The sequence below is a fragment of the Kitasatospora dryopteridis genome (assembly GCF_050749075.1).
Taxonomy (GTDB): domain Bacteria; phylum Actinomycetota; class Actinomycetes; order Streptomycetales; family Streptomycetaceae; genus Kitasatospora.
On sequence record NZ_CP192749.1, the window covers coordinates 5,266,245 to 5,278,839 of the forward strand.

Below are 12,595 nucleotides of genomic sequence, written 5' to 3' on the forward strand. Positions count from 1 at the left end.
TGCGCTGAGCTTCCCGAAAGGGATCGCAGCCTGCAAGGGACGTCCGGTGTGGCGTCCCTTCGTCGTGTCCGGTGCCCTCCCCGCGCGAATGCTGCCCATGCCGCAACGCGGTCAAACCGCCTCCTGACGTCCCGGCCCGCACCGGGCCGGATACAGTCGCCAGCACAGCGTCGAACGCTGGCGAGGAGGTCGGACGGGTGCACCTGAAGAGTCTGACGCTGCGCGGGTTCAAGTCCTTCGCGTCGGCCACCACGCTGCGCTTCGAACCGGGCATCACCTGCGTGGTCGGACCGAACGGCTCCGGCAAGTCGAACGTCGTCGACGCCCTCTCCTGGGTGATGGGCGAGCAGGGTGCCAAGTCGCTGCGCGGCGGCAAGATGGAGGACGTCATCTTCGCCGGCGCGGGCGGCCGCGCCCCGCTCGGCCGCGCCGAGGTCAGCCTCACCATCGACAACACCGACGGCGCCCTGCCCATCGACTACTCGGAAGTCACCATCACGCGGACGATGTTCCGCAACGGCGGCAGCGAGTACGCGCTCAACGGCACCGTCTGCCGGCTCCTCGACATCCAGGAGCTGCTCTCCGACTCCGGCATCGGCCGCGAGATGCACGTCATCGTCGGCCAGGGCCGCCTGGACTCCGTCCTCCAGGCCGACCCGATGGGCCGCCGCGCCTTCATCGAGGAGGCCGCCGGCGTCCTCAAGCACCGCAAGCGCAAGGAGAAGGCGCTGCGGAAACTGGACGCGATGCAGGGCAACCTCAACCGCGTCCAGGACCTCGTCGGCGAACTCCGCCGCCAGCTCGGCCCGCTCGGCCGGCAGGCCAGGATCGCCCGCCGCGCCGCCGGCATCCAGGCCGAACTCCGCGACGCCCGGCTCCGCCTGCTCGCCGACGACCTGCTCACCCTGCGCCGCGCCGTCGAGGCCGAGATCGCCGACGAGCTCGCCCTCAAGCTGCGCCGCACCACCGTCGAACAGCAGCTCGCCGCCGCCCTCCAGCGGGAGGCCGTCCTGGAGGCGCAGGTCGAGCAGCTCGGGCCGCGCCTGGAGGCCGTCCGGCAGACCTGGTACCGGCTCTCCGCCCTCGCCGAGCGCACCCGCGGCACCATCGGGCTCGCCGAGGCGCGCGTCCGGCACGCCCACTCCGGCGCCGGGGCCGAGGAACGGCGCGGACGCGACCCGGAGGAGCTCGCCGCCGAGGCCGCCCGCATCCGCGAGGAGGAGGCCGCTCTCACCGAGGCCCTGGAAGAGGCGCAGTACGCGCTCGCCGAGGCCGTCGAGACCCGCGGCGAACTCGAAAGGTCGCTCGCCGCCGAGGAAGCCGCGCTCAAGAGCGCCGCCCGCGCCATCGCCGACCGCCGCGAGGGCCTCGCCCGGCTCCAGGGGCAGGCGGCCGCCGCCCGCTCCCGGGCCGCCGCCGCCCGCGCCGAGATCGGCCGGCTCGCCGAGGCCGCCGCCGACGCCCGGCAGCGGGCCGGGACCGCCCAGCAGGAGTACCAGCGGCTCAAGGACGAGACCGACGGCCTGGAAGCCGCCGACGACGAGCAGGAACACGCCCTCGACCGGGCCCGCGCCGACCTCGCGGACGCCGAGCGCGTCCTCGCCGCCGCCCGGGACATCGCCGCGGCCGCCGAACGCGAACGCGCCGGCCTCACCGCCCGCCACGAGGCGCTCTCGCTCGGCCTGCGCCGCAAGGACGGCAGCGGCACCCTGCTCACCGCCGCCGACCGGCCCGGCGGGGTGCTCGGCGCCGCCGCCGAACTCCTCACCGTCCGCCCGGGCCACGAGACCGCGATCGCCGCCGCCCTCGGCCCGGCCGCCGGAGCCGTCGCCGTCGACGGCCCGGACACCGCCGCCGAGGCCCTGCAACTGCTCCGCAAGCAGGACGCCGGCCGCGCCGCCCTCCTCCTCGCCGGCGCCCCGGTCACCACCGGCGGCGAACGCCCCCGGCTCCCCGACGGCCACCACTGGGCGGCCGACCTCGTCGAAGCCCCCGCCGGACTGCGGCCCGCCGTCGACGGCCTGCTCGCCGGCACCGTCGTCGTCCCCGACCTCGCCGCCGCCCGCCGGCTCCTCGACCGGCACCCCGGGCTCACCGCCGTCACCGCCGACGGCGACCTGCTCAGCGGCAGCTGGGCCCAGGGCGGCGCGGCCGGCGCACCCAGCCTGCTGGAGACCCAGGCCCAGGTCGCCGAGGCCGCCCGGCGCATCGACGAACTCGACGCCCACTGCGAAGAGCTGGCCGAAAAACTGGCCGCCGCCTCCGAACTCCGCCGGGAACTCTCCAAGAACCAGGAGCAGTTGACCGCCGCCCGGCGCAGCGCCGAGAAGGAGCGCGCCCAACTCGCCGGCGCACTCGGCCGGTCCGCCGGACAGGCCAGGGCCGCCGTCGACGAGGCCGAACGCCTCACCGCCGCCGCCGACCGCGCCGAGCAGGGCCTCGCCGAGGCCGAACTCGCCGCCGAGGAACTCGCCGCCCGGCTCGAGGCCGCCGAGGAGATCGACGCCGCCGGCGAGGACGAGCCCGACACCGCCGAACGCGACCGCCTCGCCGCCGCCGGCGCCGCCGCCCGGGCCGCCGAGATGGAGGCCAGGCTCGCCGTCCGCACCCACGAGGAGCGCGTCCGTTCGCTGACCGGCCGCGCCGACCAGCTCGACCGTGCCGCCGCCGCCGAACGCGAGGCCCGCGCCCGCGCCGCCCGCCGCCGCGAACGCGCCCGCCACGAGGCACAGGTGGCCACCGCCGTCGCCGAGGGCGCCCGGCACCTCCTCGCCGCCGTCGACACCTCGCTCACCGCCGCGGACACCGAACGCACCGCCGTCGAGCAGGACCGCACCGGCCGCGAGGCCGAGCTGCGCACCGCCCGCGAACACGGCCGCGAGCTCAAGGCCGAACTCGACAAGCTGGTCGACGCCGGCCACCGCGACGAGGTGCTGCGCGCCGAGAAGCGGCTGCGCATCGAGCAGTTGGAGGCCCGCGCGCTGGAGGAGTTCGGCATCGGCGGCCAGGAGCTGCTCGACGGCTACGGCCCCGACCAGCCCGTCCCGCCGCCGCTGCCCGAGGAGGGCCAGGAGCCCGGCGAACCCCGCCCGTACGACCGGGCCGAACAGGAGAAGCGGCTCAAGGCCGCCGAGCGCGCCTACCAGCAGCTCGGCAAGGTCAACCCGCTGGCACTGGAGGAGTTCGCCGCACTGGAGGAGCGGCACCGCTTCCTCGGCGAGCAGCTCGACGACCTCAAGAAGAGCCGGCGCGACCTCATGGACATCGTCCGCGACGTCGACGCCAGGGTCGAGCAGCTCTTCAGCGCCGCCTTCGCCGACACCGCCGCCCAGTTCGAGGGCGTCTTCTCCCGGCTCTTCCCCGGCGGCGAGGGGCGCCTGGTGCTCACCGACCCCGAGTCCATGCTGACCACCGGCGTCGAGGTCGAGGCCCGCCCGCCCGGCAAGAAGGTCAAGCGGCTCTCGCTGCTCTCCGGCGGCGAGCGCTCGCTCACCGCCGTCGCCCTGCTGGTCTCCATCTTCAAGGCCCGGCCGAGCCCCTTCTACGTGATGGACGAGGTCGAGGCGGCACTCGACGAGACCAACCTGCGCCGGCTGATCGCGATCATGGAGGAGCTCCGGGAGAGCTCCCAGCTGATCGTCATCACCCACCAGAAGCTCACCATGGAGTCCGCCGACGCCCTCTACGGCGTCACCATGAAGGGCGACGGCATCTCCCAGGTGATCAGCCAGCGGCTGCGCGAGGGGGCACCTCCCAGCCGCCAGGCTGGGGGAGAGCACAAGGAGAAGCGCACCCCCGCCCCCGCCGGGTGACCCGCCGCCCCGCCCGGCGGGCACGCACGGTGCGCGAGCCACGCCGTCCTGCTACTCCCGGCTGCGCGGGGGCGTCGCCGATACTGGGGGGGTTATGGAATACGTGATCCTTGCCGTAGTCATCGCCGTGGTCGCCGTCGGCGCGATCGCGGGTCTCGTCGTCACCGGCAGACGACGCAAGCCGCTGCCTCCCAAGCCCGAGGCACCCGTCATCACGCCGCCCCGCGAGCCGCAGGTCGGCGAGGAGGCCGCCCCGCCCACCGAGGCGCCCGTCCAGACCATCGAGGAGGTGCCGCTCCCCGAAGCAGAGGAGCAGGCCCCGGCGGAGGCCGCGGCCCCGCCGGCGGTCGAGGTGCCCGAACCCACCGCCGGCCGGCTCGTCCGGCTGCGCTCCCGGCTCTCCCGTTCGCAGAACTCGATCGGCAAGGGCCTGCTCACCCTCCTCTCCCGGGACCGCCTCGACGAGGACACCTGGGAGGAGATCGAGGAGATCCTGCTCGTCGCGGACGTCGGCGTCGCCGCCACCCAGGAGCTCGTCGACAGCCTCCGCACCCGGGTGAAGGTGCTCGGCACCCGCACCCCCGACGAGCTCCGCGGCCTGCTGCACGAGGAACTCGTGAAGCTGATCGGCCCGGACGCCGACCGCACCGTCCGCTCCACCAAGCACGAGGAGGGCCCCGCGGTCGTCCTGGTGGTCGGCGTCAACGGCGTCGGCAAGACCACCACCACCGGCAAGCTCGCCCGCGTGCTCGTCGCCGACGGCCGCCGGGTGGTGCTCGGCGCCGCCGACACCTTCCGTGCCGCCGCCGCCGACCAGCTGCAGACCTGGGGCGAGCGGGTCGGCGCGTACACCGTCCGCGGACCCGAGGGCGGCGACCCGGCCTCGGTCGCGTTCGACGCCGTCAAGGAGGGCATCGCCGAGGGCGTCGACACCGTCCTCGTCGACACCGCCGGCCGGCTGCACACCAAGACCGGCCTGATGGACGAACTCGGCAAGGTCAAGCGGGTCGTCGAGAAGCACGGCCCGGTCGACGAGGTGCTGCTCGTCCTGGACGCCACCACCGGCCAGAACGGCCTCGTCCAGGCCCGCGTCTTCGCCGAGGTCGTCGACATCACCGGCATCGTGCTGACCAAGCTCGACGGCACCGCCAAGGGCGGCATCGTCGTCTCCGTCCAGCGCGAACTCGGCGTGCCGGTCAAGCTGATCGGCCTCGGCGAGGGCGCGGACGACCTCGCCCCCTTCGAGCCGGCCGCCTTCGTGGACGCCCTCATCGGCGACTGAACAGCACCATCGGCAGATCCGGCAGCACGGCAGCGGGCCGCCTCCCCTCACCGGGGAGGCGGCCCGCCGCCGTTGCACCGCCCGGGGCTGTCCGCGCCCCGGGTCAGGAGGCCAGCCAGGCCGGCTCGCTGCTGCGCACCCGGCCGCGGTGGCAGGCGTACGCGAGCGTGCCGAGCAGCAGCCGCGCCTCCGGCGGACACGCGGCGCTCTCCCGGGTCGGCCGGCGCAGCCAGCTCATCGCGCCGAGCCCGCCGAGCACGGTCGGCGGCGCCGCCACGTACGCGCCCGCCCCGTGGCAGACCAGGTCGAGCGAGGCGTCGTCCCAGCCCGTCCGGTAGAGCAGCTCGGGCAGCCGGCGGGCGGTGCCGGGGGCGACGAAGAAGAGCAGCCGGCCGGTCGGCGAGGCGATCACCGGGCCGACCTGGGTGCCCATCCGCTCCAGCCGGACCAGCGCCTGGAGGCCGGGCTGCGCCGGGACGTCCAGCACGTCGAAGTGCAGCCCGGCCGGCAGCAGCACGGGCGCGTCCGCGGCCCACAGCGCGCCCAGCTCGTGGGCGGGCGTGCCGGGCGCGGCCTTCGGGCCGGTGCCGCCGTGCAGGCCGGGGGCGGCGCAGTGCGCGGCGCCGCAGTCGCAGACCGCGGGGGAGCGGTGCGGGGCGCGGGCCTCGCCCGCGACGACCGTCCAGCCGAGACGGGTGGTGTACTCGCCGGCCGCCTGGAGGGCCGTGGCCCGGGTGCGCCGCAGGGTGCCGCGCGGCGCCAGCCGCAGGTGCCGCAGCCGGAGTTCGCCGAACAGGTTGTCCATGCCTCCCCCAACAGGTTCTGGTCGCCGGTGGTTACGGGACTGTGACAGTGCGTCGGCCGTCCCGCGCGGTGCGGGTGGTGCAGCAGAGGCGCGCGCCGTACCGTGCGCTCCGATTCGCGTCGCGCGCTCCAACAGCCGGCGGGCCCCGGAGCTGCGGATACCGGGAGGTCGCTGTCGCACGAGGGTTCCTCCGTCGTCTGGGGTGCCGTCAAAACCGGTAGCATCAGCGGCAGTTGATCCGTCCGCAGGGCGGGAGGCCGAACCGTCGGGCATGTGCCGGGGTCAATGCGAACCGGCTACCAGTGAAGCGCGACCAGGCCATCCTTTGTTCACTCCCAGGGGTGGCGAAAGGTGGCGTTTCCCCGGCGGTGCTCCCCCGGATGGCGGAAATCACGTTACGTTCGGCACACGGAGCACAGCGGACCGTCCACAGTTGCGGTGGTCCGGGCTCCTCGGCAGTCGAGCAGGCACGGTACGTCGAGCAAGCGCCCGCACCGTCGGGCACCACGAGCGGGCCCCGAGGCGGGGCCGGGCGGGATGGGGCGTTCCCATGGGTGAGAAGCAACCGAACGAGAAGCTGACGTCGTGGTTCGTTCGAAGCGGCTGGTCCAAGGGCGAGTTGGCGCGTCAGGTCAACCGTCGGGCCCGCCAGATCGGCGCGCACCACGTCAGCACGGACACCTCCCGGGTGCGCCGGTGGCTCGACGGTGAGCAGCCCCGCGAGCCCATCCCGAAGATCATGTCCGAGCTGTTCTCCGAGCGCTTCGGCTCGGTGGTCTCCATCGAGGACCTCGGCCTGCGCACGGCCGTCCCGGTCTCCACCGTCGGCGGCGGCGTCGACCTGCCGTGGAGCGGCGACCAGACCGTCCAGCTGATCAGCGAGTACTCGCGCAGCGACCTGATGCTCAACCGCCGCGGCTTCCTCGGCACCTCGCTCGCCCTGACCGCCGGCGCCGCCCTGATCGAACCCATGCAGCGCTGGCTCACCCCCGGCCCCGGCGGCGCGCCCACCCCGATCCTCACCGCCGCCAACGGCGGCGAGCCGCACACCGGCCGCCTCTCCGAGCCCGAGCTCCAACTCCTCGAGCAGACCACGGTGATGTTCCGCCAGTGGGACGCGCAGAACGGCGGCGGCCTGCGCCGCAAGGCCGTGGTCGGCCAGCTCCACGAGGTCACCGACCTGCTGCAGGAGTCCTATCCGGAGCCCACCACCAAGCGTCTCTTCCGCCTCACCGCCGAACTCGCCCACCTCGCCGGCTGGATGTCGTACGACGTCGGCATGCACCCCAGCGCCCAGAAGTACTACGTGCTCGCCCTGCACGCCGCCAAGGAGGCCGGCGACCGCCCCTTCGGCGCGCTCATCCTCACCGACATGAGCCGCCAGATGATCCACCTCAACCGCGGCGAGGACGCCCTGGAGCTGATCCACCTCGCCCAGTACGGCAGCCGCGACACCGCCACCCCTCGCCAGCAGGCCCTGCTGTACGCGATGGAGGCCCGCGCCTACGCCACCATCGGCGAGGTCAACCGCTGCGCCCGGGCCGCCCGCCTCGCCGAGGACACCTTCAGCGACTGCCGCGCCGGCGACGGCGACCAGAACTGGCTCAAGTTCTTCTCCGAGGCCGAGCTCAACGCCGAGAACGCGCACTCCTTCCGCGACCTGGCGTACCACTCCAGCCGCAGCCAGCTGTACGCCTCGATGTCCGCCCCGGTGATGGAGCGCGCGGTCGACCTGTTCCGCCAGGACGGCGAGCACGTGCGCAGCTACGCCTTCAACCTCATCGGCATGGCCAGCGTCCACCTGCTGCAGAACGAGCCCGAGCAGGCCGCGGTGATGGCCGAGCAGGCCGTCGACATCGCCACCAAGGTCCGCTCCGAGCGGCTGAACACCCGCGTCCGCAAGACCACCGAGGCCGCCAACCGCCAGTACAAGGGCGTGCCCGAGGTCGCCCGGCTCGCCGAGCGCGTGGTGCAGGACATCCCGGAGTTCGCCTCGGCGGTCTGACCGCCCGCGCGGGGGCCGCTTTCGGCCACCCGCGCCCCCGACCCCGACCGTGGGGGTCCGTGCGCCTTCGTATCCGTACGGGCTCCCCCGCCCTTCAGGCCCCGGGCCTCCACGGTCGGTGAAACACCCCGCACCCGCTGTACCGAGCGGCGGAACGGTATCGCAAGATCTGTCATGGCACGGCCGTGGTTCACGTGCTCGTAACGCCCCCGTCGGTTGCGTCACGGCGGCGAAACACCGAGCCGCATCGGCCGAAATCAGCCTTCGGCACTCTCCTCACATCGCCGACACCCCGGGTGGGAACGGGACAGGTATCCCGGGTGTGGAGCGGCTTCCATTCAGAGGAGACGCCGATGCCGGACGGCTTCAGCGCGGGCGATACCGCCTTTGTGTTCATCTGTGCGGCCCTGGTCATGTTGATGACACCGGGTCTGGCCTTCTTCTACGGAGGCATGGTCAGGGTCAAGAGCACCCTCAACATGCTGGTCATGAGCTTCATCACGCTCGCGATCGTCAGCGTCCTGTGGGTCCTCTACGGCTACAGCCTCGCCTTCGGGCCGGACGCCGGCGCCGGCCTGATCGGCAACCTGGACTTCCTGGGCTTCCGCGGCATCGGGATGAACGACCTGAGCGGCACGATCCCGGTCACCGGGTTCGCCGCCTTCCAGCTGATGTTCGCCATCATCACCCCGGCCCTGATCAGCGGCGCGATCGCGGACCGCGCCAAGTTCGCCGCCTGGTCGCTGTTCGTGGCCCTGTGGGTCACCGTCGTCTACTTCCCGGTCGCGCACTGGGTGTTCGCCTTCGACAAGGGCAACGGCGGCTGGCTCGGCGACCGCAACGGCGTCATCGACTTCGCCGGCGGCACCGCCGTCCACATCAACGCGGGTGTCGCGGGCCTCGCCCTCGCCCTCGTCCTCGGCAAGCGCGTCGGCTTCAAGAAGGACCCGATGCGCCCCCACAGCCTCCCGCTGGTGATGCTCGGCTCCGGCCTGCTGTGGTTCGGCTGGTTCGGCTTCAACGCCGGCTCGGCGCTCGCCGCCAACGGCGTCGCCGGCATGGCCTTCCTGAACACCCAGGTCGCCACCGCCGCCGCCGTCCTCGGCTGGCTCGCCTACGAGAAGATCAAGCACGGCGCGTTCACCACCCTGGGTGCCGCCTCCGGCGCCGTCGCCGGCCTGGTCGCCATCACCCCCGCCTGCGGCTCGGTCTCCCCGCTCGGCTCCATCGCCATCGGCATCATCGCCGGTGTCGCCTGCGCCGCCGCGATCAGCCTCAAGTACAAGCTCGGCTTCGACGACTCGCTCGACGTGGTCGGCGTGCACCTCGTCGGCGGTGTCATCGGCTCCCTGCTGATCGGCTTCTTCGCCACCGGCCACGTCGGCCAGACCGCGCAGGGCCTCTTCTACGGCGGCGGCTTCGAGCAGCTCGGCAAGCAGGCGCTGGGTGTCGTCGCGGTCGCGGTGTACTCCTTCGTCGTCACCGGCATCCTCGGCCTCGCCATCCACAAGACGATCGGCTTCCGGGTCTCCGAGGAGGTCGAGGTGTCCGGCATCGACCAGGCCGAGCACGCCGAGTCCGCCTACGACTTCACCGCCGTCGGCGCCAGCCTCGCCCGGTCCGTCACCGCCACCGCCACCCCCGCCACCGCCGAGAAGGCCGAGGTCGACGCCTGATGAAGCTCATCACCGCAGTCATCAAGCCGCACCGCCTGGACGACGTGAAGGAGGCCCTGCAGGCCTTCGGCGTCCACGGCCTCACCGTCACCGAGGCCAGCGGCTACGGCCGTCAGCGCGGCCACACCGAGGTCTACCGGGGCGCCGAGTACACCGTCGACCTGGTGCCGAAGGTCCGCATCGAGATCCTCGTCGAGGACGACGACGCCGAGCAGCTGATCGACGTCGTGGTCAAGGCCGCCCGCACCGGCAAGATCGGTGACGGCAAGGTCTGGGCCGTCCCGGTCGACACGGCGGTGCGCGTGCGCACCGGCGAGCGCGGCCCCGACGCGCTTTAGCATCAGCACCAGACGCTCTTGGCGGACCTGCCCACCGGCAGGTCCGCCGGACGCGTATCCGGCACCCCGCCCCACGGATGGGATCTCCGACGTGACCACGACCGAAGCCCACCCCTCCGACCCGGCCCGCCCGGACGACCACGGCGCCGCCCGCACCCGGCTGCTCGCCGACCCCGGTCTCGGCGGCGCCGCCCGCCGCACCGCCCTCGCCCGGCTCACCGACGGCTGGCTCGCGGGCCTCTACCGGGACGCAGGTGCACCCGCAGGCACCGCCCTGGTCGCAGTCGGCGGCTACGGCCGCGGCGAGCTCTCCCCGCGCAGCGACCTCGACGTCCTGCTGCTCCACGAGGGCCCGATCGACCCCCGGCTGCCCGAGCGGATCTGGTACCCGGTCTGGGACTCCGGTGCCGCCCTCGACCACTCCGTGCGCACCCTCGACGAGGCCCGCACCGTCGCCGCCGAGGACCTCAAGGCCCAGCTCGGCCTCCTCGACGCCCGGCACATCGCCGGCGACGCCGCCCTCACCGCGGGCCTGCGCTCCACCCTGCTGGCCGACTGGCGGGCCGGCGCCGCCGGACGGCTGCCCGAACTCCAGCAGCTGTGCGCCGAGCGCGCCGAACGCCACGGCGAACTCTCCTTCCTCCTCGAACCCGACCTCAAGGAGGCCCGCGGCGGCCTGCGCGACGTCGTCGCCCTCAAGGCCATCGCCGCCACCTGGCTCGCCGACGCCCCCCGCGACGGCCTGGAGGCCGCCGCCGCCCGCCTCGCGGACGTCCGTGACGCCCTCCACCTCACCACCGGCCGCGCCACCGAGCGCCTCAGCCTGCAGGACCAGGACCAGGTCGCCGCCCGGCTCGGCGTCCTCGACGCCGACACCCTGCTCCGCCAGGTCTACGAGGCGGCCCGCACCATCACCTACGCCACCGACGTCACCTGGCGCGCGGTCGACCGGGTGCTCGCCGCCCGCAGCGGCCGCGGCCGCCGGCTCTCCCGGATCGCCTTCCCGTTCAGCGGGGTCGGCCGCGGCGCCGGCGCCGTCGCCAAGGGCGCCGTCGACCGCAGGCCGCTCGCCGAGGGCGTCGTCGAGCAGGACGGCGAGGCCGTGCTCGCCCAGGGCGCCCGCCCCGCGCAGGACCCGGTCCTGCCGCTGCGCGCCGCCGCGGCGGCCGCCCAGGCCGGGCTCACCGTCGCGTACACCACCGTCCGCCGGCTGGCCGCCGAGACCAGGCCGCTGCCGGTGCCCTGGCCGGACGAGGCCCGCGAGCAGCTGATCACCCTGCTCGGTGCCGGCGAGGCCTGCCTGCCGGTCTGGGAGGCCCTGGAGGCCGAAGGCCTGATCACCCGGCTGCTGCCGGACTGGGAGCGGGTCCGCTGCCGCCCGCAGCGCAACGCCGTGCACCGCTGGACGGTCGACCGGCACCTCATCGAGACCGCCGTGAAGGCCGCCGCGATGACCCGCCGGGTGGCCCGCCCCGACCTGCTGCTGGTCGCCGCGCTGCTGCACGACATCGGCAAGGGCTGGCCCGGCGACCACTCGGAGGCCGGCGAGGTCATCGTCCGCGACGTCGCCGTCCGGATGGGCTTCGACAAGGAGGACACCGACACCCTCGCCCTCCTGGTGCGCCACCACCTGACCCTGGTCGACACCGCCACCCGCCGCGACCCCGACGACCCGGCCACCGTCGACGCCGTCACCAAGGTCGTCGGCACCCTGCCGCACCTGGAACTGCTGCACGCCCTCACCGAGGCCGACGCCACCGCCACCGGCCCGGCCGCCTGGAGCAGCTGGCGGGCCTCGCTGGTGGGCAACCTGGTCGCCCGGGCCGCCGCCCGGCTGGCCGGCGGCGTCAGCCACCCGCCCGCCGGCGACCCCACCGCAGAGGAGGAGCGGCTCGCCGTCGAGGCCGCCCGCACCGGCGGGCCCGCGCTCTCCCTGCACGCCCACGCCGAGCAGGACACCACCGGCACCGAGCCGATGGGCGTCGAGCTCACCCTGGCCATCCCGGACCGCCCCGGCCTGCTGGGCACCGTCGCGGGCGTCCTGGCCCTGCACCGGCTCACCGTCCGCTCGGCCGGCCTGCGCGAACTCGACCCGGTCGGCGCCGGGCCCGTCCTGCTGCTCTCCTGGACGGTCGCCGCCGAGTACGGCGAGCTGCCCGAGGCCGCCCGGCTGCGCGCCGACCTCCGCCGGGCCCTGGACGGCTCGCTGGACGTCTCCCGCAAGCTCGCCGAGCGGGACGCCGCGGCCCCGCGGCGGCGCGGCATCGCGACCCCGCCGCCGGTGGTCTCGGTCGCCCAGGGCGCCTCCTCCAGCGCGACCATCCTGGAGGTCCGCGCGCACGACGCGCCCGGCCTGCTGCACCGGATCGGCCGTGCCCTGGACGCCGCGGGGGTGCGGGTGCGCACGGCGTACGTCTCCACGCTCGGCGCGGACGCCGTGGACGCGTTCTACGTCACGGACTCCGAGGGCCTGCCGCTGGCACCGCTGCAGGCGGCGGAGGTCGCCCGGTCCGTGCAGGCCGCCCTGGGCTGACGGGCCCGTGGCGGGCCCGGAGCGGGCCTGCTGAGGGCCCTGCAGGGCCCGGTCCGCGCGTTCGAGCGGCGTCCCGTCCGGGCCCGCGGGAGCGGGTGTGGGCCGGGGTGGAGACCGTTCGCCGGGCGGCCCGATACCCTGGGG

7 protein-coding genes are annotated in these 12,595 nt (G+C 74.5%); 6 read left to right on the plus strand and 1 reads right to left on the minus strand.

What is annotated here, in order from left to right:
- Positions 1-197: 197 nt before the first annotated feature.
- Together smc and ftsY are read left to right on the plus strand one after the other, a co-directional pair.
- The gene (gene smc / locus ACQ614_RS23920; protein WP_431680697.1) at positions 198-3,812 is read left to right on the plus strand and encodes a chromosome segregation protein SMC; all 3,615 of its coding nucleotides are present in this window, start codon (positions 198-200) and stop codon (positions 3,810-3,812) included.
- A gap of 94 nt (positions 3,813-3,906) precedes the next feature.
- Positions 3,907-5,094 (plus strand): signal recognition particle-docking protein FtsY, encoded by a 1,188-nt coding sequence (gene ftsY, locus ACQ614_RS23925; RefSeq protein WP_431680698.1) that lies wholly within the window; start codon positions 3,907-3,909, stop codon positions 5,092-5,094.
- 103 nt (positions 5,095-5,197) lie between these two features.
- On the opposite strand, the gene ACQ614_RS23930 is transcribed toward ftsY, so the two are convergent.
- Positions 5,198-5,899: a bifunctional DNA primase/polymerase gene (locus ACQ614_RS23930; protein ID WP_431680699.1), complete on the minus strand. Its 702-nt coding sequence runs from the start codon at positions 5,897-5,899 to the stop codon at positions 5,198-5,200.
- A gap of 550 nt (positions 5,900-6,449) precedes the next feature.
- Between ACQ614_RS23930 and nsdA the strand changes: the two genes are divergently transcribed.
- From nsdA to ACQ614_RS23950, 4 genes are all read left to right on the plus strand, one after another.
- Positions 6,450-7,904, plus strand: coding sequence for a transcriptional repressor NsdA (nsdA, locus tag ACQ614_RS23935; protein WP_431680700.1), 1,455 nt, complete (start codon positions 6,450-6,452; stop codon positions 7,902-7,904).
- Between the two features lie 353 nt (positions 7,905-8,257).
- On the plus strand, positions 8,258-9,580 hold the full coding sequence (locus tag ACQ614_RS23940; RefSeq protein WP_431680701.1) for an ammonium transporter: 1,323 nt from the start codon (positions 8,258-8,260) through the stop codon (positions 9,578-9,580).
- Positions 9,580-9,918, plus strand: coding sequence for a P-II family nitrogen regulator (locus ACQ614_RS23945; RefSeq protein WP_030275697.1), 339 nt, complete (start codon positions 9,580-9,582; stop codon positions 9,916-9,918). The genes ACQ614_RS23940 and ACQ614_RS23945 overlap by 1 nt, the downstream gene beginning before the upstream one ends.
- 82 nt (positions 9,919-10,000) lie before the next feature.
- Complete coding sequence (locus ACQ614_RS23950) at positions 10,001-12,451, plus strand: [protein-PII] uridylyltransferase (RefSeq protein WP_431684006.1); 2,451 nt, start codon at positions 10,001-10,003, stop codon at positions 12,449-12,451.
- The last annotated feature ends 144 nt before the right edge of the window (positions 12,452-12,595 follow it).